26 protein-coding genes are annotated in these 23,008 nt (G+C 70.0%); 14 read left to right on the forward strand and 12 right to left on the reverse strand.

The genetic code is table 11. The features are described 5' to 3' along the window. The first annotated feature begins 35 nt into the window (after nt 1-35). Nucleotides 36-227 (forward strand): 50S ribosomal protein L28, encoded by a 192-nt coding sequence (gene rpmB, locus LCL61_RS33225; protein ID WP_007031450.1) that lies wholly within the window; start codon nt 36-38, stop codon nt 225-227. 213 nt (nt 228-440) lie between these two features. On the opposite strand, the gene LCL61_RS33230 is transcribed toward rpmB, so the two are convergent. Genes LCL61_RS33230 through LCL61_RS33240 form a run of 3 tightly spaced genes read right to left on the reverse strand, consistent with a single transcriptional unit; the run spans nt 441 to nt 2,139 of the window. Then, entirely contained in the window at nt 441-1,118 is a 678-nt protein-coding gene (locus LCL61_RS33230; RefSeq protein ID WP_034320386.1) for a uracil-DNA glycosylase, read from the reverse strand. 11 nt (nt 1,119-1,129) lie between these two features. Further along, on the reverse strand, nt 1,130-1,660 hold the full coding sequence (locus LCL61_RS33235) for a gamma carbonic anhydrase family protein (RefSeq protein ID WP_340683403.1): 531 nt from the start codon (nt 1,658-1,660) through the stop codon (nt 1,130-1,132). Nucleotides 1,661-1,668: 8 nt separating this feature from the next. Then, complete coding sequence (locus tag LCL61_RS33240; RefSeq protein WP_340683404.1) at nt 1,669-2,139, reverse strand: GNAT family N-acetyltransferase; 471 nt, start codon at nt 2,137-2,139, stop codon at nt 1,669-1,671. Between the two features lie 51 nt (nt 2,140-2,190). Here LCL61_RS33240 and LCL61_RS33245 point away from each other — a divergent pair, with 51 nt between their 5' ends. Continuing rightward, on the forward strand, nt 2,191-2,937 hold the full coding sequence (locus LCL61_RS33245; RefSeq protein ID WP_340683405.1) for a GNAT family N-acetyltransferase: 747 nt from the start codon (nt 2,191-2,193) through the stop codon (nt 2,935-2,937). Here the strand turns inward: LCL61_RS33245 and LCL61_RS33250 are convergent. Continuing rightward, nucleotides 2,934-3,890: a thiamine-phosphate kinase gene (locus tag LCL61_RS33250; protein WP_340683406.1), complete on the reverse strand. Its 957-nt coding sequence runs from the start codon at nt 3,888-3,890 to the stop codon at nt 2,934-2,936. The two genes, LCL61_RS33245 and LCL61_RS33250, sit on opposite strands and share 4 nt — an antisense overlap. A 133-nt stretch (nt 3,891-4,023) precedes the next feature. Here LCL61_RS33250 and LCL61_RS33255 point away from each other — a divergent pair, with 133 nt between their 5' ends. Together LCL61_RS33255 and LCL61_RS33260 are read left to right on the forward strand one after the other, a co-directional pair. Then, nucleotides 4,024-4,257: an Lrp/AsnC family transcriptional regulator gene (locus LCL61_RS33255; RefSeq protein WP_007031456.1), complete on the forward strand. Its 234-nt coding sequence runs from the start codon at nt 4,024-4,026 to the stop codon at nt 4,255-4,257. A gap of 19 nt (nt 4,258-4,276) precedes the next feature. Continuing rightward, nucleotides 4,277-4,819: a DUF3515 domain-containing protein gene (locus LCL61_RS33260; protein ID WP_340683407.1), complete on the forward strand. Its 543-nt coding sequence runs from the start codon at nt 4,277-4,279 to the stop codon at nt 4,817-4,819. 4 nt (nt 4,820-4,823) lie between these two features. Here LCL61_RS33260 and LCL61_RS33265 read toward each other — a convergent pair whose 3' ends face one another. Beyond that, nucleotides 4,824-5,792, reverse strand: a complete 969-nt coding sequence (locus tag LCL61_RS33265) for a zinc-binding dehydrogenase (RefSeq protein WP_340683408.1) — start codon at nt 5,790-5,792, stop codon at nt 4,824-4,826. A gap of 33 nt (nt 5,793-5,825) precedes the next feature. Then, nucleotides 5,826-7,184 carry a PLP-dependent aminotransferase family protein gene (locus LCL61_RS33270; protein ID WP_340683409.1) on the reverse strand — a complete coding sequence of 453 codons (1,359 nt, stop codon included), beginning with the start codon at nt 7,182-7,184 and terminating at the stop codon, nt 5,826-5,828. 91 nt (nt 7,185-7,275) lie between these two features. On the opposite strand from LCL61_RS33270, the gene LCL61_RS33275 reads away from it, so the two are divergent. Then, nucleotides 7,276-7,929, forward strand: coding sequence for a pyridoxamine 5'-phosphate oxidase family protein (locus LCL61_RS33275; RefSeq protein ID WP_340683410.1), 654 nt, complete (start codon nt 7,276-7,278; stop codon nt 7,927-7,929). Between the two features lie 81 nt (nt 7,930-8,010). On the opposite strand, the gene LCL61_RS33280 is transcribed toward LCL61_RS33275, so the two are convergent. Both LCL61_RS33280 and LCL61_RS33285 read right to left on the reverse strand, forming a co-directional pair. Next, nucleotides 8,011-9,447 carry a HAMP domain-containing sensor histidine kinase gene (locus tag LCL61_RS33280; protein WP_340683411.1) on the reverse strand — a complete coding sequence of 479 codons (1,437 nt, stop codon included), beginning with the start codon at nt 9,445-9,447 and terminating at the stop codon, nt 8,011-8,013. After that, nucleotides 9,444-10,139 carry a response regulator transcription factor gene (locus tag LCL61_RS33285; RefSeq protein ID WP_340683412.1) on the reverse strand — a complete coding sequence of 232 codons (696 nt, stop codon included), beginning with the start codon at nt 10,137-10,139 and terminating at the stop codon, nt 9,444-9,446. Before LCL61_RS33285 ends, LCL61_RS33280 begins: the two co-directional genes overlap by 4 nt. A gap of 180 nt (nt 10,140-10,319) precedes the next feature. Here LCL61_RS33285 and LCL61_RS33290 point away from each other — a divergent pair, with 180 nt between their 5' ends. From LCL61_RS33290 to LCL61_RS33315, 6 genes are all read left to right on the forward strand, one after another. After that, nucleotides 10,320-11,666, forward strand: a complete 1,347-nt coding sequence (locus LCL61_RS33290) for a ferredoxin reductase family protein (RefSeq protein WP_340683413.1) — start codon at nt 10,320-10,322, stop codon at nt 11,664-11,666. Nucleotides 11,667-11,683: 17 nt separating this feature from the next. After that, nucleotides 11,684-12,103, forward strand: coding sequence for an FMN-binding protein (locus LCL61_RS33295; protein WP_340683414.1), 420 nt, complete (start codon nt 11,684-11,686; stop codon nt 12,101-12,103). Next, nucleotides 12,100-12,837, forward strand: coding sequence for an FAD:protein FMN transferase (locus tag LCL61_RS33300; RefSeq protein WP_340683415.1), 738 nt, complete (start codon nt 12,100-12,102; stop codon nt 12,835-12,837). The genes LCL61_RS33295 and LCL61_RS33300 overlap by 4 nt, the downstream gene beginning before the upstream one ends. Before the next feature lie 59 nt (nt 12,838-12,896). Then, complete coding sequence (locus LCL61_RS33305; RefSeq protein ID WP_016336439.1) at nt 12,897-13,277, forward strand: VOC family protein; 381 nt, start codon at nt 12,897-12,899, stop codon at nt 13,275-13,277. Next, complete coding sequence (locus tag LCL61_RS33310) at nt 13,274-14,101, forward strand: class I SAM-dependent methyltransferase (RefSeq protein ID WP_340683416.1); 828 nt, start codon at nt 13,274-13,276, stop codon at nt 14,099-14,101. The genes LCL61_RS33305 and LCL61_RS33310 overlap by 4 nt, the downstream gene beginning before the upstream one ends. Before the next feature lie 108 nt (nt 14,102-14,209). After that, on the forward strand, nt 14,210-15,223 hold the full coding sequence (locus tag LCL61_RS33315) for an asparaginase (RefSeq protein ID WP_340683417.1): 1,014 nt from the start codon (nt 14,210-14,212) through the stop codon (nt 15,221-15,223). A gap of 74 nt (nt 15,224-15,297) precedes the next feature. On the opposite strand, the gene LCL61_RS33320 is transcribed toward LCL61_RS33315, so the two are convergent. The 3 genes from LCL61_RS33320 to LCL61_RS33330 form a co-directional block, all read right to left on the reverse strand. After that, complete coding sequence (locus LCL61_RS33320; RefSeq protein WP_340683418.1) at nt 15,298-15,777, reverse strand: cysteine dioxygenase family protein; 480 nt, start codon at nt 15,775-15,777, stop codon at nt 15,298-15,300. Nucleotides 15,778-15,963: 186 nt separating this feature from the next. Then, a complete protein-coding gene (locus LCL61_RS33325; RefSeq protein ID WP_340683419.1) occupies nt 15,964-16,977 on the reverse strand; it encodes an NAD(P)H-dependent glycerol-3-phosphate dehydrogenase in 1,014 nt (337 codons plus the stop codon). After that, complete coding sequence (locus tag LCL61_RS33330; RefSeq protein ID WP_340683420.1) at nt 16,977-17,720, reverse strand: lysophospholipid acyltransferase family protein; 744 nt, start codon at nt 17,718-17,720, stop codon at nt 16,977-16,979. The genes LCL61_RS33325 and LCL61_RS33330 overlap by 1 nt, the downstream gene beginning before the upstream one ends. A gap of 66 nt (nt 17,721-17,786) precedes the next feature. On the opposite strand from LCL61_RS33330, the gene cofC reads away from it, so the two are divergent. From cofC to LCL61_RS33345, 3 genes are read left to right on the forward strand one after another with little or no spacing between them, the layout of a single operon-like run. Then, entirely contained in the window at nt 17,787-18,416 is a 630-nt protein-coding gene (gene cofC, locus LCL61_RS33335; protein ID WP_340688738.1) for a 2-phospho-L-lactate guanylyltransferase, read from the forward strand. A gap of 58 nt (nt 18,417-18,474) precedes the next feature. Next, nucleotides 18,475-20,775 carry an RNA degradosome polyphosphate kinase gene (locus LCL61_RS33340; RefSeq protein WP_340683421.1) on the forward strand — a complete coding sequence of 767 codons (2,301 nt, stop codon included), beginning with the start codon at nt 18,475-18,477 and terminating at the stop codon, nt 20,773-20,775. Further along, a complete protein-coding gene (locus LCL61_RS33345; protein WP_340683422.1) occupies nt 20,772-21,707 on the forward strand; it encodes an NUDIX hydrolase in 936 nt (311 codons plus the stop codon). The genes LCL61_RS33340 and LCL61_RS33345 overlap by 4 nt, the downstream gene beginning before the upstream one ends. A gap of 507 nt (nt 21,708-22,214) precedes the next feature. Here LCL61_RS33345 and LCL61_RS33350 read toward each other — a convergent pair. After that, entirely contained in the window at nt 22,215-22,880 is a 666-nt protein-coding gene (locus LCL61_RS33350) for an HU family DNA-binding protein (RefSeq protein WP_126733599.1), read from the reverse strand. Nucleotides 22,881-23,008: the final 128 nt, after the last annotated feature.

Consider the following 23,008-nt stretch of genomic DNA (forward strand, 5'->3'; position numbering starts at 1 on the left):
CGTCATTCTTTGTCCCAGATCCAGAGGAGTTCGACGTGGCTGCCGTGTGCGACGTCTGTGGCAAGGGACCGGGCTTTGGCAAGTCGGTCTCGCACTCCCACCGGCGTACCAACCGCCGGTGGAACCCGAACATCCAGACCGTTCACGCCAAGATCGGTCTGTCCCAGCGCAAGCGCCTGAACGCCTGCACCTCGTGCATCAAGGCGGGCAAGGTCGTTCGCGGCTGAGCCGGGTTTTGGGGAATGGCGGGTGCTCTTCGGAGCACCCGCCATTTTTTGGGTGCGGACAAGCCCGTCGACGCGCGGAAGCTGCCGGACGACGCGGAGAAGCTGNTAGGGCGGCAACTGCTCCGAGCCCCGCCTGCTCTCGAGGAGGCCTTCACGGACTTCGGCAAAACCTCAGGAGTCACAGCGGTCACTGCTGTCACGGAAGCGCGTGAGTCAGGGGAGCTTCCAGTCCACGGGACCGGCGCCCTGCTGCTCCAGCAGCTGGTTCGCCCGGCTGAAGGGTCGCGAACCGAAGAAACCGGCGTGCGCGGAAAGCGGGCTCGGGTGCGCCGACTCGATGCACGGCACCTTCCCCAGCATCGGCTTCAGGTTCCGCGCGTTGCGGCCCCACAGGATCGCCACCATCGGCTCGTCCCGGGCGGCGAGGGCCTTGATGGCCTGCTCGGTGACCGCTTCCCAGCCCTTGCCCTGGTGCGAGTTCGACTTCCCGGGCTGCACCGTCAGCGACCTGTTGAGCAGGAGGACACCCTGGTCGGCCCACGGCGTCAGGTCGCCGTTCGACGGCAACGGGTGCCCGAGGTCCTCGCAGTACTCCTTGTAGATGTTGATCAGGCTCTTCGGGATCGGCCGGACGTCCGGCGCCACCGAAAAGCTCAGCCCGACGGCGTGCCCGGGCGTGGGGTACGGGTCCTGGCCGACGATCAGCACCCGCACGTCGTGGAACGGCTGCTGGAAAGCCCGCAGCACGTGTTCACCCGCCGGGAGATAGGTCCGGCCCGCGGCGATCTCCGCGCGGAGGAACTCCCCCATCGCGGCGACCTGCGGCGCCACCGGTTCGAGGGCCTGCGCCCAGCCTGCTTCGACGATGTCCTGCAGCGGTCGTGCGGTCACGGCGTGCGAGCTTACTCACGTCCGTCGAGGCGCCGGAGTTCGACCCGGAACCTCGCCGCACGCTCGACATACCCGTCGACGACCAGCTTGATCTTGTCCGGCCCGAACGAAGTGTTCGGCCGTGTCTTCGCCGGGACGCCGAGCGCGATGTGCCCACTGTCCACATAGGACCCATAGGAGAGAATCGCGCCGGCGCCGACCATCCCGCCGTCCTCGACGACGGTTCCGTTCAGCACCACCGATCCCGACGCGATCAGGCAGCCCTCGCCGATCCGCGCGCCCTCGATGTGCACCGAGTGCCCGACGGCGGAGGACTTACCGATGATCGTCGGCTCCTTGCGGGTGCAGTGCAGCACGCAGCCGTCCTGGACGTTGGACCGCTCGCCGATCTCGATGTAACCGTGGTCGCCGCGCAGCACGGTCTGCGGCCACACCGACGCGAACGCCGCGATCCGGACGTCGCCGATCACCGTCGCGTCGGGGTGGACGTAGGCGTCCGGGTGGATCGACGGTTCGAGGTCGCCCAGTGCGTAGATCGGCATGCGTTCTCCTAGCCCAGCGGCTTGCCGTAGCAGATGCTTTCCGGCTCGTCCTTGTAGTACCCGAAACCCGGTATCTCCCGGTAACCGGCCGACTCGTACAGCGCGATGGCCTCCGGCTGTTTGTCGCCGGTCTCGAGCACCATGCGCCGCCGTCCGGCCTCGGCGGCAGTCCGCTCCAGGTCGGCGAGGATCGCCCTCGCGAACCCGCGGCCCCGCGCCGAAGCCATCACGAACATGCGCTTGATCTCGGCATCGCCCGGCAGCAAGGGTTCCGGCCCGTCGTGCGCCCGCCAGGCACCGCACGCGACCGGGACGTCGTCGAGGTAGGCGGCCAAGAACAGCCCCTTCGGCGGGGCGAACTGCGCCGCGTCCATCGGTGTCTCGTCTTCGCTGCCGTACCGGGCGGCCAGCTCGAGCTGCGCTTCGGCCAGCAGTTTCACCGCGTCGGGGTGGTCGTAGGCCAGCACGCGAAGGTCCATGGGCGCGACATTAGCGAGAAGACTTGCCATTCCCCAAAGTAGATTGCGTTCATGTCGATCGAGACGTCCATCACCGGACTCGCCGAGGCTCCGCTGCGCCAGGCACGCAATTCCGCCGCGTTCTGGGCCGCGACCGGCCGGTCCCGCGGCCACGAAGTGATCCGCCGTCGCGGCTTTCTCGCCGTCGACGGCGACGAGCGCGCGGGGCTGCGCGTCCTGATCCAGGAGCCCGGCCTCACCGACGGCGAGCTGGCGGAAATCACCGAGCTCGCCGCACGGGCGACGGGGCCGGTGGAGGCCGAGGATCCCTTCAGCGCCACCGATCTGAACCATCTCGGGGATATGCGCAGCTGGCGGATGCCCGTCATGCTGCGCCCACCCGCACCGGTCGCCGAACCCGCGATGGAGGTGGTCCGGGTGCGCGAGGACGCGGACCTGAGGGCGGCCGAACGCGTGGTGATCGAAGCCTTCGAACTCGCGCGCTTCCGGCCGGGTGAGATGTTCCCCACGGCCATCCTCGACCAGCCGGGCGTCGAGGTGTTCATCGCGCGGCTCGACGGCGAGGTCGCCGGGGCGTGCGTCACCGTCGCCGACAACGGATTCGGCAGCCACTACTGGGTCGGCACGCCGGACGCCTTCCGCTCGCGGGGTGTGGGACGAGCCGTGATGCTCGGCTCCCTCGCCCCGCTGGCGGGGCTGCCGGTCACCCTCACCGCGTCCCGGCTGGGCAAGCCGCTGTACGAATCGCTCGGCTTCACCGCCGCCGCGGAGTCGACCTGGTGGGCCTCACGCTCCTAGCGCCAGTGCTGCCAGCCGCTGTCGTGCCCGTACCGCTTCCCGTCCACCGTCACCCCCGAATCCGGCATGGTGACGACGCCGATCTCGGTCCAGCCTTCCGGCAGTTCGGCGAAGGAAGGGAAGGTCGCCGCGAACGCGTGGTCCTCGCCGCCGGTGAGCACCCATTTCAGCGGGTCGGCGCCGAGCGCGGTGCCGACCTCGGTCAGCCTGCTCGACACGTCGAGGTCCGCCGTCCGGACGTCGATCCCGACGCCGGAGGCCTCGGCGATGTGGCCGAGGTCGGACAGGAGCCCGTCGGACACGTCGATCATCGACGTCGCGCCGCCGTCGGCCGCGCGGATCCCCGCCTCGTAGTCCGGCTCGGGGCAGCGCTGCGCGTTGACCACGCTGACCGGTGAGCGGAACCCCCGCCCGAGCACGGCGAGCCCGGCGGCCGCCCAGCCGAGCCGCCCGCAGACCGCGACGACGTCGCCGGGACGCGCGCCGGACCGGGTCACGGGTTCCCTGCCGCCGAGGTCGCCGAGCGCGGTGACACTGATCACGATCTGGTCGGCGCGCACCATGTCGCCGCCGACGATCCCGATCCCCGCGCGGTCGGCTTCGAGCCACATGCCCTGGGTGAGTTCGGTGACGAGTGACGTCGGGGTGTCCGAGGGGCACGCGAATCCCATGAGGACGGACGTCGGGCGCGCGCCCATGGCGGCGATGTCGGTGAGGTTCACCGCGACCGCCTTGCGCCCCACCTGCTCGGCGCTGGACCAGTCGAGCCGGAAATGAACGCCCTGAACGAGGACGTCGGTGGAGACCACCGTCCGCCCGTCCGGGGTGGCCACGACGGCCGCGTCGTCCCCCGGTCCGAGCAGTGTCGTCTCCGGCTGTTTCCGGCCGGCGGTCACCGCCTCGATCAACCGGAATTCACCGGTCCCGGCGACCGTGCCGTCGTTCGGTGACACCCGTCACCTCCACTTTCCCTTGTCCGGACAAATATCGATCACCGATAGTCGGAAGCCCTAGGTTTTTCCCGGGGCTGGCGATACGTTGCTACAACGTTCCTACCTTGAGCCGACTTTTACGAAGGGGCGCGCCGTGGTCCACGCATACATCCTCATCCAGACCGAGGTCGGCAAAGCCGCCGCGGTCGCCGCGGAGATCTCCACCATCCCCGGTGTCACCAGTTCGGAGGATGTCACCGGCCCGTACGACGTCATCGTCAAGGCCGCGGCCGACACCGTCGATCAGCTGGGTCAGCTCGTGGTCGCCAAGGTGCAGAACGTGGAGGGCATCACGCGGACGCTGACCTGCCCGGTCGTGCATCTCTGACAAGTGGTGTAGTTGTCCGGTGGCTGACACGGACACCGGCGCACCGCCGAAACCCCTGCTGATCGCGGCCGCCTGCCTGGCGATCCTGCTCGTCGCGGGCGTGGCCGTCTTCGGACTGACCCGCGGCGCGGAATCCGACGCCCCGGCCGCCGACGGTCCGCTCCCGCTCGTCCCGGTCCCGGCACCGCAGTCGGGGTCACCCGAATGCGCGAAACTCATCGGCGCGCTCCCGCACGAGCTCACGTCGTCCGGGAACACGCTGGTCCGGCGGAAGCTGGCCGATCCCGCCCCCGAGGCGACGATCGGCTGGGGCACCGGCGACCCGGTCGTCCTGCGGTGCGGTCTCGGCAAGCCGCCGGAACTCACCCGGACCTCGCAGCTGCGGACGATCAACGGCGTCCAGTGGCTGCAGGTCGAGGGTGAGGGCACCGCGACGTGGTTCGTGGTGGACCGTCCCGTCTACACGGCGCTCACCGTGCCGGACACCGCGGGGACCGGGCCGCTCCAGACCGTTTCCGAGGTCGTCGCCGCCAATCTCCCCGCGGTGCCGCTGCGGTTCTGAGCGCTCAGGGCAGGAGCAGGCTCTTGCCGGTGTACCGCCGCGCTTCGATGTCCGAATGCGCGGCGGCCGCCTCCGCCAGCGGGTACGTCCGGCCGATGATCGGCGTCAGCTTCCCGTCGGCCGCCTGCCGCAGCACTTCCCGCACCCGGCGCGGGTTGTCGGGCCAGAACCCGACCAGCTGCGCCATGTCCACAACGGACAGCCGGGCGCGGTCGGCGTCGCCGATCACGGTCTCCGCACCACTGGACATGCCGTAGCCGGAGAAGCGGCCGCCGTTCCTCAGCAACGCCAGGGAGGCCGCGCCGAGTTCGCCGCCGACGCCGTCGAAGACCACGTCCAGACGGTGGCCGCCGGTGAGGGCGAGGACCTCTCCCGTCCAGTCCGCCACCGAGTAGTCGACCGGCTCGGCCCCCAGTTTCCGCGCGATCGCCGCCTTTTCGTCGCCGCGGACCGCCGCGAAGACGGTCGCGCCCGCCGCGCGGGCGAGCTGCACCAGCACGCTGCCGAGCCCGCCGACGCCGGGCGCCACCAGGATTCGCTCCCCGGCCGTGACCGGGGTCTTCTCCAGCAACGCCAGCGCGGTACTGCCGTCGTCGAACAGGGCGACCGCGTGCCGGGGATCCAGCCCGTCCGGAATCGGGAACGTGTCGTCCGGCAGCGCGACGACCGTGTCCGCGTATCCCCCGCCGTACCCGCCGGGCGCGTGGGTGAGGACCTGCTTTCCCAGCCAGGTTTCGTCGACTCCGGCTCCCACCGCGTCGACGGTGCCCGCCACCGACCCGCCCGGCACGTACGGCGGCTCGACCGCGAACACGTCGGGACCGTCGCCTCGCCGGATGAGGGCGTCGAGCCAGCCGACGCCTGCCGCCGTCACCGCGACGCGAAGCTCACCCTCCGCCGGTTCGGGGGTCGGCACTTCGACCTGCTCCAGGACTCCGGGATCGCCGAACCGGGACACTCTGATCTCACGCATGAGCGCAAGCTATGACCTCCAGTTCGCTGGAGGTCAAGCGAGGACGGCGATCAGCGGTTTGAGCGCGGTGTGCAGCGCCTCGCGCGAACAGCCCGCGTAGCCGATGAGATTCCCGAACACCGTCGGCGTCCCGGCGAAATGCCGGGCCAGCCCGTCGAGCCGGATCCCGGCGCGTTCCGCCGCCGCCATCCGCACCGCCTCGTCGGCCGCCGATCCGCACGGGACGACCAGATGCGCGCCCGCGTCGTCGCCGAGCACCGGGATCCCCGCCGACGTCAGCGCGGCCGAAACCAGGGACCGGCGCTCCGACAGTTCCCGCCGGAGCTTCCGCAGATGCCGCCCCAGATCGCCGTGCCGCGCCAGTTCGGCGAGCACCCGCTGTCCCGCGGGCGAAGGACGCGTCCCGGTCGCTTCGCGGTACTCCAGCACCGCGGCCGCGACCTGGGACGGCGCGACCATCCAGCCCGCGCCCAGCGCCGGCGTGAGGATCTTGCTCGTGGTCCCGAGATGCGCGACGACGTCGGGCGCGAGCGCGGCCAGCAGCGGCAGCGGCGCGACGTCGAACCGCAGCTCGCCGTCGTAGTCGTCCTCGATCACCAGCATGCCGTTGTCGCGCGCGAGTTCGACCAGGTCGACGCGGCGGGAAGCACTCATCCGGCTGCCGAGCGGATACTGGTGCGCGGGCGAGCAGTACACCGCGCGAACGTCGGCGGGAACGGCGTCCGGGCGCAGCCCCTCCTCGTCGACCGGGACGGGCACGACCTCCATCCCCGCCCGCCGGAACGCCTGCACCGCGCGCTGGTAACCCGGCTCCTCGATCGCGACCCGGTCGCCGCGCGAGAGCACCGCGCCCGCGAGTTCGATCACCGCGGCCGTCGTCCCGCCGGTCGCGAGCACCGTTCCGGCCGCGAGGCCGCGGTGCCGCAGCAGATGCTCGGACACGGCGTCCCGGTACGCGGGCAGACCTGCCCTGTCCTCGCGATAGGTCGGGCGGGGGTCGGCGGCGGCCCGCCACGCGCGGCGCCAGGCTGCTTTCTCGATGCCGTCGGCCCACGGGACGCCCGGGGTGAGGTCGACCAGCGTCGGGGGCGCGGCCGGTGCGCCCGGCGCCGGGCCTTTCGACGGCCTGTCCGCGGGCGGTGTGGTGGTGACGTACGTGCCGGAGCCGTGGCGGCCGGCGATCCAGCCCTCCGCGTGAAGCTGTTCGTACGCCGCCGACGTCACCGTGCGGCTGACGCCGAGACGGCTCGCGAGCGCCCTGGTCGAGGGCAGCCTGTCGCCGCCGCGCAGATGCCCGTCGCCCGCGGCCGCGCGCAACGCGTCGGCCAGCTGGACCGCGAGCGGGACGAGCGAATCGCGGTCGAGACTGACCGGCAGAGCGGTGTCGGACATGGTGTTCTCCACACTTTTCCCGAAGTGGCCTTCTCAAGTATAGGAGAATTGGACATTATTACAGGCCACTCTCCGGGGTGAGACTACTCGCATGTCCACCCCGCTCTCACCCACCGACCGGACCACTCTCGGCCGCAAGAAGAACCGCGCCCTCACCGACCGCTCGGCGCTGTACTCGGTGCTCGACGAAGCCCTGATCTGCCACCTCGGTGTGGTGCGCGACGGCGTCCCGCTGGTCATCCCGACCGGCTACGGACGCGACGGCAACACGCTCTACCTGCACGGATCGACCGGCGCGAGGAGTATGCGCGACTCCGACGGCGCCGAGGTCTGTGTCACGGTGACCCTGCTCGACGGCATCGTCTACGCGCGCTCGGTCAACAACCACTCGATGAACTACCGCAGCGCGGTCATCCTGGGCAAGGCGGCCGCGGTGACCGATCGCGAACGCAAGATGCACGGCCTCCACGTGCTGACCGACCACCTCGCGCCCGGTTCGTGGGAGCACGCGAGGGATATCAACGCGAAGGAGTTCGCGTCCGTTTCGGTGCTGGAACTGGACCTCACCGAGGCTTCGGTGAAGATGCGCGGCGAGGGTCCCGACGATCCCGAAGACGAGGTCGCGGCCGATCTCTCCTGGGCCGGGGTACTGCCGGTGCGGACCGTGTTCGGTGAGCCGGAGCCGTCGGCGGATCTCGTCGGTGACTGGACGGTGCCGGACCACGTGAAGCGGCGGGTCGGGTAGCCGCCGCCAGCCTGCGATGAAGGACGCTTTCCTAGCAAATTTTGCCAGGAAAGCGTCCTTCATTGCACGCGCGAGAGGGGGTCACGAGCGGTGGCGCGGCAGCCGCACGGTGAACGTCGTCGCCCCCGGCACGCTCTCGACCTCGATCGTCCCGCCGTGCGCCGAAACCAGCGACAGCACCACCGAAAGCCCGAGCCCGGTCCCGCCGTTGCCGCGCGTGCGGGCGGTGTCGACCCGGTAGAACCGGTCGAAGATCCGCTCCCGCGCCTCCGGCGGGATCCCGGGCCCGGCGTCGCTCACCCGCAGGACGACCTCCGAGTCCGACGCCTCCGCGAACAGCGTCACCGGCGTCCCTGGCGGCGTGTGCACCGCGGCGTTGGCGAGCAGATTGTCCAGCACCTGCCGCAGCCGGACCGGATCCGCTTGCAGGACAACACCTTCCGGGAGCGCGCCGACGCTCAGCGGATGTTCCGGGCGGCCGGCGGCGAAGGCCTCCCCCGCGTCGGTGATCAGCTCGGCGACGTCGACGTCGACCAGCCGCAGCGGCGCCTCGGTCTCCGGCGCGTCGAGGCGCGCGAGCAGCAGGAGGTCGTCGACGAGCACGCTCATCCGCTGCGTCTCCTCCCGGATCTTCGACAGGTGTGCGTCGCGTTCGGCGGGTTCGTTCGCCGCGGCGTAGCGGAAAAGCTCGGCGTAGCCCCGGATCGAGGTCAGCGGCGTGCGCAGTTCGTGGGAGGCGTCGGCGATGAACCGCCGGAGCCGCTCGTTCGCCTCCCGGCGCGCTACCAGTGAGGAATCGAGGTGCGCCAGCATCACGTTGAACGCCGTCCGCAGTTCCTCGACCTCGGCACCGCCGCCGCTCGCCTGCGCGCGGACCGGGAGATCGGCGTTCGCGGTGAGGTCGTGCGAAGCGATGTCGTGCGCGGTCCCGGCCATGTCGCTCAGCGGCCGCAGCCCGCGCCGCAGCACCAGCCGTCCCGCGATCACCAGCACCGCCAGCGCCAGCAGGAACGCGACGACCTCGACCATGATCAGCTGGCTGACCGTCCGGTCCAGATCGGCTTGCGGAGCGGCGCTGACCAGCACGATGTTCCGCGCCGGTTCGATCGGGCAGGCCCGGACGCGGTAGGTGCCCTTGTCCTCGATGTAGACGGTGCGCAGGACCTCGGTCCGCGTCGCGTCCTCGGCGACCTTTTCGAGCGCCTTCGTGTCCGGCGGCAGGGAGCCGCCCGCCTGCGGCAGCGCGTCGCCGTCCCGCACGGCGAAAACGGCGGAAAACCAGCCGTAGGCCTGCTGTGGTTTCCCGCCGTGCGTGGTGCGCAGCGACGGCACCTGGCTGATCTGGGTCTTGGCGAGCTGCTCGTCGAGCCGGTCGTTCAGGTAGCCCTTCATGATGCCGACCATCACGGTCCCGACGACGGCGAACACGACCAGCGCCAGCGCGCCGAGCCCGAGCGCCAGCCTCGTGCCGAGCCTCGACCGGCGCCAGGCGTCGAACCACCGGCGCAGTATCTTCATCTCGCCGCCTGCCGGACGACGTAGCCGACACCGCGCACGGTGTGGATCAACGGCTCGTTCCCCGCGTCGAGTTTGCGGCGCAGATGCGAGATGACGAGTTCGACCACATTGGACCGGCCGCCGAAATCGTATTCCCAGACGTGGTCGAGGATCTGCGCCTTGGTCAGCACCGAAGGCGAACGCCGCATGAGGTAGCGCAGCAGTTCGTACTCGGTCGGGGTCAGCTCGGCGGGTTCGCCGCCGCGGGCGACCTCGCGGGTGTCCTCGTTCAGGGTCAGGTCACCGACCCGCAGCACCGCGGCCTTGGCCTGGTTGGTGCTCCGCCGCAGAACGGCGCGCAGCCGTGCCATCAGTTCCTCGACGGAGAACGGCTTCACGAGGTAGTCGTCGCCGCCGCGGGTGAGCCCGGCGACCCGGTCCGCGGTCGCGTCCTTCGCGGTGAGGAAGACCACGGGCACCGCCGTCCCGGACTCGCGGAGCTTGTCCAGCACGGTGAACCCGTCGATCCCGGGCAGCATCAGGTCGAGCACGACGATGTCGGGCCCGAATTCGGCGGCACGCTCGAGCGCGGCCTCCCCCGATCCGGCGGTGACGGCCTGCCAGCCCTCGTAGCGGGCGACGGTGGCCACCAGGTCGGCGATATGCGGCTCGTCGTCCACCACCAGCAGACGGACGGGGTTCTCGGTGTTCACAAAGCCATCCTCCGTGAACGCGCGCGCGAGGGCGAGGCGGGAGCGCACACGACAGGAAGCCGACAGGTTCCGCCAAGAAAGGTCACAGGTTGGCACAGCAGGCTCGGCAGTGCTCTCAAAGAGGGCCATCGAGTTCCCGCATCGTTCCAGGCGGCTGAACCGGACCGGAAGGAACCACGTGTGACCACCATGACGCAGACCGCCGCGAGACCGCGCCCGGCGATCCGTCCCAGGATCGCCGCGCGCGCCGGGCTCTTCCTCTTCCTCGGGGCCAACGTGGCCGCCGTGACCACCCTCTTCTTCGCCGCCGGGCCGTCGGACAACGTGCTCATCAGCATCGGCAGGCTCGCCGGGCTGTACGGGGCACTGGCGATGGCGTTCCAGCTGCTGCTGGTCGCCCGGCTGCCGTGGTTCGACCGCCGTCTCGGCATGGACCGGCTCACCGGCTGGCACCGCTGGACCGGGTTCAGCCTGCTGTGGACGCTGCTGGCCCACTTCGTCTTCATCGTCTTCGGCTACGCGCAGGTGGAGGACAACGGCGTGGCCGACGAGTTCGTCACGATGGTGACCGAACTGGAGGGGATTCTGCGCGCGGTCGTCGCGTTCGCGCTGATCCTGCTCGTCGGCGCCGTTTCCGCCCGGTTCGCCCGCCGCCGTCTGGCGTACGAGACCTGGCATTTCCTTCACCTCTACACCTACGCCGCGGTCGTGCTGGCGTTCAGCCATCAGATCGCGCTGGGCGGATCTTTCGCGTCGTCGCCGGGGGCTCGGGCCTACTGGTGGGCGGTGTGGGGCGTCGCGCTCGGTTCCGTCTTCGCCGGCCGGGTGGTGCTGCCGCTGGCGCGTAATCTGCGTCACCGGTTGAAGGTCGTCGCCGTCGTCCCCGAATCGCGCGACGTCGTCTCGGTGTACATCTCCGGCAGGCACCTCGACAAGATGCCCGCACGGGCGGGCCAGTTCTTCCTGTGGCGCTTCATGACCCGGGATCGCTGGTGGCAGGCGAATCCGTTCTCGCTCTCGGCCGCGCCGGACGGCCGAACCCTGCGGCTGACCGCGAAAGCCGCCGGTGACGGCAGCGCGTCCCTGCGGTCGCTGAAGGTCGGCACGCGGGTGTTCGCCGAAGGGCCGTACGGCGCGTTCACCACGATGCACCAACAGAAACCGGACGCGTTGCTCGTCGCGGGCGGTGTCGGGATCACCCCGATCCGCGCGCTGCTGGAGGAGATCTCCGGCCACGTCGTGGTGCTCTACCGCGTCCGCGACGAACGCGACGCCGTCCTCCTGCCCGAGCTGACCGGGCTGGCGCGGGCGCGCGGCGCGGTCGTCCGGGTCCTCAGTGGACCGTCCGATCAGGCCGGTCCGGTCCTCGGCGCACCCAATCTGCGGCGGATGGTGCCGGACATCATCGACCGGGACGTCTTCGTCTGCGGCCCGCCCGGAATGACCTCGGCGACGCTGCGCAGCCTGCGGCAGCTGCGGGTGCCGTCCCAGCAGGTCCACGCCGAACGCTTCAGCCTCGCCGCCTGAGTCAGGGAGACCCGATCATGAAGAAGACCATCGTCGCCGCCACGGTCGCCCTTTCGGCCGCCGGCTTCCTCGGTGTCTGGCTGTACGAACCCGGTCCGCTCGGCTCGGAGACCGTGGCCGTCGCCGCGCCCGTGCCGTCCGCTGTGTCTAGTTCGGACGGTGGGGCGTCCGAAGGCGCCGAGCGCACCGTCGACGGTTCGGTGGAGAGCAACCGGTACGGCACCGTCCAGGTGCGGCTGGTGATCTCGGCCGAGGACAGGATCTCCGAAGTCCGGCTGCTGCAACGGCCGACCAGCGGCCGCGGGGTCGCCGCGATCCCGATCCTGCAGGAGGAGACGCTGACCGCGCAGAGCGCCGACATCGACACCGTCTCCGGGGCCACGTCGACGAGCGAGTCGTACGTCAAATCGCTGCAGGCGGCGCTGGACGCCAGATGAACCACATAGAACAGGTGATGGGGCTGCCGGTCTCGGTCGACGTCCGGGCGGGCGGTGACCTCGTCGACCACGCGATCGACGGAGTTTTCGGCTGGCTGCGGGAGGTCGACGCCCGGTTCAGTCCGTTCAAGGCCGGCAGCGAGGTCTGCCGCTACGACCGCGGCGAACTCGCGACTTCGGAACTGAGCGCCGACCTCCTGGAAGTCCTGTCGCTGTGTGATCACTACGAACGGTTGTCCGGCGGGGCGTTCACCGCCCGGCTCCCCGGGCGGCGGCTCGATCCGAACGCGGTGGTGAAGGGCTGGGCGGTGCAGCGGGCGGCGTCCCTGTTACTGGCCGAGGGCTTGGACGTGTTCTGTCTCAACGTCGGAGGGGACGTCGTCACCGCCGGCGAACCGGAACCCGGCCGCGCCTGGCGGGTCGGCATCCGGCATCCCGAACGGCCCGGCGCGGTCTGTGCCGTGGTCGAATCGTCCGGTGGCGCGGTCGCGACCTCGGCGGAATACGAACGCGGCGCGCACATCCTGGACGGCAGGACCGGGCGCCCGCCCGTCGGCCTGCTGAGCGTCACGGTCGCGGCCGACGACCTCGTCACCGCGGATTCCCTCGCCACGGCCGCTTTCGCGATGGGGACCGAGGGGATCGCCTGGGTCGCCTCGCAACCGGGGTGCCAGGTGCTGGTCATAGACGCGGAGCGGCAGGTGCACCGGTCGCCGGGGCTTCGGCTCGCTTGAACGGCGTGTCGGTTTAAACCGTTGGCCGGGCTTCGCGGGCTCAGGCAGACTGCGGCGTCATGACCTCTGTCGTACAGAACTTCTTCTTCGACTGCGCCGACGCCTACGAACTGGGCCGCTTCTGGAGCGGCGTCGTCGGCAAGCCCATGGCCGACGACGACGTGCCCGGCGATCCCGAGGCGATCATCGAGATGGACAACGGTGTCACGTTGTTCTTCGGGCAGGTCCCGGAGCCGAAGACGGTGAAGAACCGGATCCACCTCTGCCTCACGCCGGACATTCCGCGCGACGAGGAAGTGGAGCGCCTGCTGAAGCTCGGCGCGACCCTCCTGCACGACCGGCGCAATCCCGACGGCACCGGCTGGGCCGTCCTCGGAGACCCCGAAGGCAACGAATTCTGCGTTCTGCGCAGCGCCGCCGAAAAGGCCGCCACCTCGTGACGGACTACCTGACCGTCAACCGGGCGAACTGGGACGAACGCGCTCCGGCGCACGCCGCTTCGGCGGACTACGGCTACGACAAGTTCGTGGCGGATCCCACGCACCTCAGCGGCGTGGTCACCTTCGACCGGCCGCTGCTCGGCGACGTCTCCGGTGCCCGGGGAGTGCACCTGCAGTGCCATATCGGCACGGACACGCTTTCCCTTTCCCGCCTCGGCGCACGGATGACCGGCCTCGACTTTTCCGCGCCCGCGCTGGAGATCGCGCGACGGCTGGCCGCCGAGACCGGCGCCGGGATCGACTACCACGAGTCCGATGTGTACAGTGCCGCCGATGTGCTGGGCGCCGGGGAGTTCGACCTCGTCTACACGGGGATCGGCGCGCTCTGCTGGCTGCCGGACATCGCCCGCTGGGGACAGGTCGTCGGCGCGTTGCTGCGGCCGGGCGGGCGGCTGTTCATCCGCGACATGCACCCGATGCTGGGCACCCTCGACGAGACACAACCGCTCATCACGCCGCGCTACCCGTACTTCGAGCAGGCCGAACCGCTGGTGTTCGACGAACCGGGGACCTATGTGGACACCGACGTCTCGTTCCAGCACAACCGGACGCACGAATGGAACCACGGGCTCGGCGAGATCGTCACTTCGCTGCTCGACGCGGGGCTGACCCTGACGCGGCTGGTGGAACACGACAGCGTGCCATGGAACGCGCTGCCCGGGTTCATGACCCTGAACGAGGCGACCGAGGAATGGCGGCTGACCGAGGATCCGCGGCGGCTGGCGGCCAGTTTCACCATAGAGGCAGTGAAGGGGCGGCGGTGAGCATCGGGGGTCGTGAGTGGTAAGGACGGTTAGAACCGTCCTCACCACTCACNTGCTCTTCCGATCTAACCGTCCTTACCACTCACGAGACTTTGGAAGAATGTCCTCATGAGCGTCTCCCCTGAGAAACGGCCCCTGGTCGCCGTCGCCGCCCTGGGCGGCACCATCTCGATGGTCCCCGGCGACGGCGAGGACCACGCCGTCCCCCGGCTCACCGCCGCCGACCTGCTCGGCGACCTGGGCGAGAACCTCGAGATGGACGTCCGCGCGGAGACGCTCGCGGGGATTTCCAGCGCGTCGATGGATTTCGCGACCCTGATCAGGACAAGGGACTGGGCGGCCAAGGCCGTCGACGAAGGCGCCGAAGGTGTCGTCGTGGTCCAGGGCACGGACACGCTCGAAGAGACCGCGTACTTCTTCGAACTGACGTGGGCTTCCGAGGCGCCGATCGTGATCACCGGCGCGATGCGCAACCCCAGCCTGCCCAGCGCCGACGGCGCGGGGAACCTGCTGGCCGCGTTGACCGTCGCCGCCGATCCCCGCAGCCGGGGCCGCGGCTCGCTGGTCGCGTTCAACGACGACGTCCACGCCGCGCGCTGGGTGCGCAAGGCGCATTCGAGCCATGTCGAGGCGTTCTCCTCGAATCCCGCCGGGCCGCTCGCGCTGCTCAGCGAGGGCTTGGTGCACTACTTCCATCCGGTCGCCGCCCGCCCGGCGGCGTTGCCGCTGGAGAACGCGGACTTCTCCGGGCTGGTGCCGATCGTCGAGAGCGGTGTCGAGGACACCGGCGAACTCCTGGAAACGCTGGTCAAGGCCGGAGTGAAGGGCGTGGTGCTCGCCGCGAACGGCGCCGGGCACGTTTCGGCGGGGTCCGCCGACGTGATCGAGCGGGTCCTGCCCGAGGTGCCGATCGTGGTCGCCGGCCGCACCGGCGCCGGGCCGACGTTCCGCGGCACCTACGGCTTCCGCGGTTCCGAATCGGATCTGATCGCGATGGGCGTGACCATGGCCGGCTGGCTGGATCCGCGCAAATCCCGGCTCCTGCTGCACACCCTGCTCGCCACCGGCGCTTCACGAGACCGCGTCGAGGCCGAATTCCGGCTCCGGGGCGACCTCACCTGATTCGGCGTTTCGTCCTCTGAATGCGGTAGTTGCACGCGCAAGGAACGCATTCAGAGGACGAAACGCGGGAAGTGTCAGTCCCGGACCGGGCCGGAGACGGGGTCCAGGTGGTACGGCCGCATGGCGCGGGGCCGGTGCCGGTAGACGTGCACGCTGACGGCGGGATCCGGGCCGTCGTTGCGCACTTCGTGGACGTAGCCGGGACCGAAGACGCGAGACTGGCCTTCCGACAGCGAGTGCAGCTCGGTGACGGCCCGCCCGTCGGCGGCGCGCCGGGCGACGGTCTCGCTCAGCTTGCCGCTGACCACGGTGAACGCGCCCGCGGCGAATTCGTGGTCGTGCAGGTCGGTGCGCTGGCCGGGCAGCCAGCTCATCAGCCAGATCTCCTGCAGTTCGTCCGCGTCGACGAGCGCGGAAAAACGCTCCTCGGGGTCATAACGCAGCAGGTGCCGCCAGCGGTCACGGTCCGCGGCGAATTCGAGCGCGACGCGCACCGGGTGGCGCAGGGCGGGGTTTTCGGGAACGACGAGCGTGTTGTCCGGGACGGCGAACATGAAGATGTCCTCGCAGAAGGAAGAAGGAGTCGAGCTGGGCCGGGGCGGGGTTCACCGACAACAGCGACACGCGACCACGCCAAGACCCGAGCGGTCCCGCGACACAGTCATCCCACGTGCGAACATGCGCTCAGCGAACCAGCGCGGAGCCCGCCGGTCAACCGATCCCACTCCGTGGACGGCGCCTCAGGACCACTCGTGCTTCTGCGACCGTCCGAGCAGCTCGGCTCCCGCGCGCCGCGGGTCGACCCCTTCATGGCACACGCGGTGCATCGCGTCGGTGATCGGCATGTCGACACCGAGCCCCATCGCGAGTTCCCGGATCGACGTGCACGATTTGACGCCCTCGGCGACCTGACCGCCGGTGGCCGCGAGCGCCTGTTCCAGCGTCTCGCCCCGGCCGAGCCGCTCGCCGAAGGTCCGGTTGCGCGACAACGGCGACGAGCAGGTCGCCACCAGGTCGCCGACGCCGGCGAGCCCGGCGAAGGTCAGCGGGTCGGCACCCAGTTTCGCGCCGAGCCGGGCCATCTCGGCCAGCCCGCGGGTGATCAGGGTGGCCACGGTGTTCGCGCCGAGCCCGAGCCCGGCCGCCATCCCGCAACTGAGCGCGATGACGTTCTTGCACGCCCCGCCCAGCTCGCAGCCGACGACGTCGGTGTTGGTGTACGGACGGAAGTACTGGTTGAAGCTCGCCCGCTGGATCGCCTTGGCGTTGTCGTGGTCGGTGCAGGCCAGCACCGCCGCCGCCGGCTGCCCCAGCGCGATCTCCTTCGCCAGGTTCGGCCCGGACACGACCACGATCTGCCCGGCGTCGACGTGGGCGATCTCGGCGATGACCTCGCTCATCCGCTTGAGCGTGCCCAGTTCGACGCCCTTCGCGAGGCTCACCAGGATCGCGTCGGACGGCAGCAGACCGGACCACTCCGACAGATTGGTCCGCAACGTCTGGCTCGGCACCGCGAGCACCACGGCCTGCGCGCCGTCGAGGGCCTCGGCCGGATCCGCCGTCGCGGTGATCCGCTCCGGCAGTTCGATATCGGGTAAATAGGACGAATTGCGGTGCCGTTCCCGGATGTCGGCCGCGACCTCGGGCCGCCGGGCCCAGATGGTCACGTCCCGTCCGGCGTCGCCGAGCACCTTGGCGAACGCCGTCCCCCACGATCCGGCGCCGAGCACGGTCACCCGCTGGACCTCGGCCATCAGGCGTCGTCCTCCGGCTTCTTCGCGGGCGGTTCCTCCTGGCGGATCTCCGCGAGCAGCGCGGTGATCTCGGTCATCATCAGCTCGGTGACCTCGCGCAGCTTGGACGCGCTGCGGGTCGAACCGTTCTTGTAGGCGGAAAGATCCATCGGCTCGCCGACCAGGTGCGTGATCTTCTTGCGCGGGAACGGCGTGAACTTCTTCGTGTAGCCGTTGAAGATGTGGTTCGTGCCCCAGCGGGCGATCGGGATCACCGGCACGTCGGTCTCCAGCGCGAGCCGCGCGGCCCCGGTGAACGGCTTCTTCGGCCAGCCGTCCGGATCTTTGGTGATCGTCCCCTCCGGGTAGATCACGACGACCTTGCCGTCACGCAACGCCTGGTGGGCGGCCTTGAGGCTGTCGCCGGCGGCGGCCGAACCGCGGGAGACCGGGATCTGCCCGGCTCCGACGAAGATCTTGCCGAAGACCGGCGCCCTGGTCAGGCTCTCCTTGCCGAGGAACCGCGGCACCCGCTTCTGGCGGTGCACGAACACCGCGTCCACCGCCGGGTCCATGTGGGACACGTGGTTGAGCAGGAGCAGCGCGCCGCCTTCGCGGGGGATCCGCTCGGCGTTGCGGTAGACCCGCTTGCCGATGGCCGTCGCCGGGTAGAACAGTGCGGCGGCGATGCCAACCCAGATGCCGCCCTTCTCACGCCGGGCCAATTCGTCCTCCTCGAAGTCACACGTGTCGTCCCAGGCCATTGATCCTGCCGCGCGCGTACGAGCGCGGTCCAGGGAGGGTCGGGTAAGAATGCAGACGTGGACAGTGTGGGTATCGACCTGATCGTGCCGATGAAACGCCCCGCCCAGGGCAAGTCGCGGCTTCGCGGCGCGGTCGTGCCCGAGCGGCACCCCGAACTGGTGCTGGCGCTGGCCTACGACACGTTGTCCGCGGCGACCTCGGCGGACGGGGTCCGCCGGGTGCTGGTGGTCGCCGCCGACCCGGCGTCGGTGGCGGATCTCACCGAGCTGGGCGTCGAGATCGTCACCGAACCGTCGCGCGGCGGATTGAACGCGGCCCTGCGCCACGGCGAAGAGCTGCTGCGCCGGGACTCGCCGTCCGGTCTCGTCGGCGCGCTGCAGGCCGACCTGCCCGCGCTGCGGGCCGAAGACCTCACCGCCGCACTGGCCGAGGCCGCCGGACATCGGGCGTTCGTCGCGGACCGGCAGGGAACGGGTACGACCCTGTTGCTCGCGGGGGCGGGCCGCGCGCTGGCACCCCGGTTCGGCGCGGGTTCCGCGCGGGCGCACACCGCATCCGGTGCGACCCCGCTCACGATCGCCGCGGAATCGCTCAGGTCGGACGTGGACACCGCGGATGATCTCGCTCACGTTCGCACCCTGGGTGTCGGAAAGCGCAGTTCAACGCTGTTGGGAATACCCTGCGTGGTGATGTGACGAGAGTTCACCCTGGCGACCCGCGCGCGGCGCACATAATCGCCCCGAGTGGTGAACAATGAAGCCCGTGAGCACAAATGACGGCGGCACCCCGAACTCGGCAAGGAAGCGGAAGACCTCCACCGCGAAACCGGAACCGGACAGCGGCACGGCGAAACCCGCCAGGGCGAGGAAGGCCTCACCCGCCGCGAAGACCTCCCCGCGCGCGACGCGCGGTGGTTCGGCGAGCCGTCCCGCGCAGGAGTTCCGCGCGCTGCCCGCCGCGCCTCCCGCGGTGACGTCGGCGCCCACCGCCGTCGAATCCCTGCCCGACGACCGGTACTTCAACCGTGAGCTGTCATGGCAGGACTTCAACGCGCGCGTGCTCGCGCTGGCCGAGGACGAGTCGCAGCCGTTGCTCGAACGCGCCAAGTTCCTGGCGATCTTCGCGTCCAATTTGGACGAGTTCTACATGGTGCGGGTCGCCGGGCTGAAGCGCCGCGACGAGACCGGGCTGCCGGTCCGCAGCGCGGACGGGCTCACCCCGCGCGAGCAGCTGGCCTACATCGCCAAACGCAACCAGGACCTGGTCGAGCGGCACACGAACGCCTTCGAACTGCATCTGCGGCCGCGGCTGGCGGCCGAAGACATCCGCATCGTCGGCTGGAACGACCTGGCCGGCGCCGATCAGCTCCGGCTGTCCAACTACTTCAGCGAGCAGATCTTCCCGGTGCTCACACCGCTGGCCGTGGATCCCGCGCACCCGTTCCCCTACATCTCCGGCCTTTCGCTCAACCTGGCCATCACCGTCCGGGACCCCGAAGCCGGCACGGAGCGGTTCGCGCGGGTCAAGGTGCCGAGCAACGTGCCGCGCCTCATGCGGATCGAGCAGCAGCCGCGGGAGAGCCGCACCGCGACGTTCCTTCCGCTGGAGGAACTGATCGCCGCCCATCTCGGCGAGCTGTTCACCGGGATGGAGGTCACCGAGCACCACGCGTTCCGGGTCACCCGCAACGCGGACTTCGAGGTCGAAGAGGACCGGGACGAGGATCTTCTCCAGGCGCTGGAACGCGAACTGGCCCAGCGCCGGTTCGGCCCGCCGGTGCGGCTCGAAGTGGCGCAGGACATGAGCGAGCACATGCTCGAACTGCTGCTGCGCGAACTGGAGGTCGACCCGCGCGACGTCGTCGAGGTCCCCGGTCTGCTGGATCTCACCTGTCTGCACCAGTTGTCCGGTGTCGACCGGAAGGAACTCAAAGACCGCCCTTTCGTTCCCGCCACGCATCCGGCGTTCGGTGAGCGCGAGACGCCGAAGTCGGTGTTCGCGACGTTGCGCGAGGGCGACGTCCTCGTGCACCATCCGTACGACTCGTTCTCCACCAGCGTCCAGCGGTTCATCGAACAGGCCGCCGCGGACGACAAGGTGCTGGCGATCAAGCAGACGCTGTACCGCACCTCCGGCGACTCACCGATCGTCGACGCGCTGATCGACGCCGCCGAGGCCGGCAAACAGGTCGTCGCGCTGGTCGAGATCAAGGCACGGTTCGACGAACAGGCCAACATCACCTGGGCCCGCACACTGGAACGCGCCGGCGTGCACGTGGTCTACGGGCTCGTCGGGCTGAAGACGCACTGCAAGGTGTCGATGGTGGTGCGCCAGGAGGGTTCGACCATCCGCCGCTACTGCCACATCGGCACCGGCAACTACAACCCGAAGACCGCGCGGCTGTACGAGGACCTCGGCATCCTGACCGCCGACCCGACGATCGGCGCGGATCTGACGGATCTGTTCAACGTGCTGACCGGGTACTCCCGCCAGGACACCTACCGCAACATCCTCACGTCGCCGCACGGGATCCGCCGCGGCATCGTGCGCGCGATCGGCGAGGAGATCGAACTCGCCCGCGCCGGCCAGACCGCCGGGATCCGGATCAAGTGCAACTCGCTCGTCGACGAGCAGGTGATCGACGCGCTGTACCACGCCTCGCAGGCCGGGGTGCCGGTCGACATCGTGGTGCGCGGGATCTGCTCGCTGAAACCGGGTGTGGAGGGACTGAGCGAGAACATCCACGTGCGGTCCATCCTCGGCCGCTTCCTGGAACACTCGCGCGTCTTCACCTTCCTCGCGGGCGGCACGCGGTGGATCGGCAGCGCGGACATGATGCACCGCAACCTGGACCGCCGGATCGAGGCGCTGGTGCGGGTCAAGGATCCGAAGCTGACGGCGCAACTGGACTACATCTTCGAATCCGCGTTGCATCCCTCGACCCGGTGCTGGGTACTGAACTCGACCGGCGAGTGGAGCCCGTTCCCCGCCTCCGGCGACGACGTCCGCGACCACCAGGTCGAGCTGGCGAAGCGGCACGGGGCGGCGGGATGAGCGGGGTCATCCGAGCGGCGGGAGCCGTTCTCTGGCGGCGTGACGGGGACCGGATCGAGGTCGCGCTGGTCCACCGGCCGCGCTACGACGATTGGTCGCTGCCGAAGGGAAAGCTGGATCCGGGCGAGACCATCGCGGGCGCGGCGGTCCGGGAGATCGAAGAGGAGACCGGATTCGAGGCGGTCCTCGGCCGCTATCTGGTCCGGACCGAGTACACCGTCGCGGGAGTGCCGAAAACGGTCGACTACTTCTCCGCGCACGCCGTTTCCGGTGCTTTCGCGCCGAACGAGGAAGTCGACGAGCTGCGCTGGCTCGACGCGGAGGCGGCGGAGAAACTGCTGACGCGGCACGAGGACGTCCGGGTGCTGCGCGAGTTCTCCGCGCTGCCGCCCGAACTCACCACGGTGATCCTGGTGCGGCACGCCAAAGCGGGTAAACGCGACGAGTGGAACGGCGACGACGACCTGCGGCCGCTGTCGGACGCGGGCCAGCGCCAGGCCGAAGCGCTGCGGTCGCTGCTGCGGCTCTACGCGCCCGGCAGAGTGCTCTCGGCGCCGCGGCTTCGCTGTGTCCAGACGGTGAACGGGCTCGCCGAAGACCTCGGAGTCGAGATCCGGCACGAGCCGCTGCTGTCGGAAGAGGGCTACTGGCCGGACCCGGTGCTCGGTGTCGCGCGGCTGCTGGCCATCGCCGGTGACGGCGGGACGCCGGTGATCTCCAGCCAGGGCGGGGTGATCCCGGACGTCGTCAGCGCGCTGGCCGACCGCGACGGCGTCGACCTGACCGCCGCTCGTGGCGGTGTGGTCCCGTCGAAGAAGGGTTCGTTCTGGGTGCTGTCGTTCCGGCCCCCGACCGGACAGGACGGACCGGTGCTGGTGGCGGCGGACTATTTCGCGTCGCCTTTGCCCACGCCCGCTCCCGCCCATCCCTGAAGCCGGATCACGCGTGCTTGTGGGCGGATGTGAGTGTTCCGCTTCCAAGCACGCGAGTTCGGTCTTCAGGCACGCGAGTTCGGCGTCCAGGCACGCGGCTCCCCCACGTGGGTGACGCGCCTACTCCGGCAGTGTCGATGCGAACCGGAGCTCATCGCTCCACTGTGGAGCCAGCCAGCGGGACGACGCGTCCATCGGAGTGACAGGGAAAAGCGCGGCGAAGCGGATTCTTTTCCGCGGCTTCGCTCACCGGTACGAGAATCGCATCACATTCCCCGCAGAGCGGCCGCGGATCCCTAGCGGGACAAGATCCCCGGAGATCGCGCGCGGGCGCGTCAGAGCCGATCACGGCCCCGGAAATGCGGCAGGGCCCCGCGCCGTGCGCGGTGATCGGCCTATCCGAGCAAGAGGTCCNCCGCCAGGACGACGCCACCGGCACGGCCCGATTTCCAGGTCCGCTCATCGCAGTGGAACGGACCGCCGTTGGCTCACTCCTGAGGAGAGAGCTTACTTCTTCTTCGCGGCAGCCGAAGTCCGCTTGGCCGGAGCCTTCTTCGCGGGAGCCTTGGCAGCGGTCGCCTTGGCGGCCGGCTTCGCGGCGGCCTTGGTGGCGGTCGCCTTCTTGGCCGTGGTGGCGCGAGTCGTGGCCTTGGCGGCGGTCTTCGGCGCGGCCTTGGTGGCGGTCGTCTTGGCCGCCGCCTTGGTCGCGGTCGCCTTGGCGGCCGGCTTCGCGGCGGCACGCGTCGTCGTGGCGGCGGCGCGGGTCCGCGTGGTCGTGGAACGCGTCGCGGCCGGGCGGCTGGCGGCCGTCCGGGTCGTCGTCGCGCGGGTGGTGGTGGCGCGGGTGGAGGTGCCGGCGGTCGCGCGCTTCACAGCGGTGGCCTTCGGCAGCTTCTTCGAACCACTGATGACGTCCTTGAAGGTCGTGCCGGCGCGGAACGCGGGCACGTTGGTCTTCTTGACGCGAACGGTCTCACCGGTGCGCGGGTTCCGCGCGGTGCGGGCGGCGCGGGCGCGCTTCTCGAACACACCGAAGCCGGTGATGTTCACCTTCTCGCCCTTGTTGACCGTCCGGATGATGATGTCGACAAGGCCATCGACGGCCTCCGACGCGACCTTCTTGTCGCCCAGGCGCTCCGACAGCGCCTCGATCAGCTGGGCCTTGTTGGCCATTCCAGTCCTCCAAGAAGAACTACTTGTACACGGCCCCGTCGGCCGACTTAGCGCACACGGTATTACCAATGCAGCACAAATTCCAAACGACGCGCGGAAATTTCCCTTGTCTCGGGGGCTGTTCCGCC

This window comes from Amycolatopsis coloradensis, assembly GCF_037997115.1.
GTDB classification, from domain to species: domain Bacteria; phylum Actinomycetota; class Actinomycetes; order Mycobacteriales; family Pseudonocardiaceae; genus Amycolatopsis; species Amycolatopsis coloradensis_A.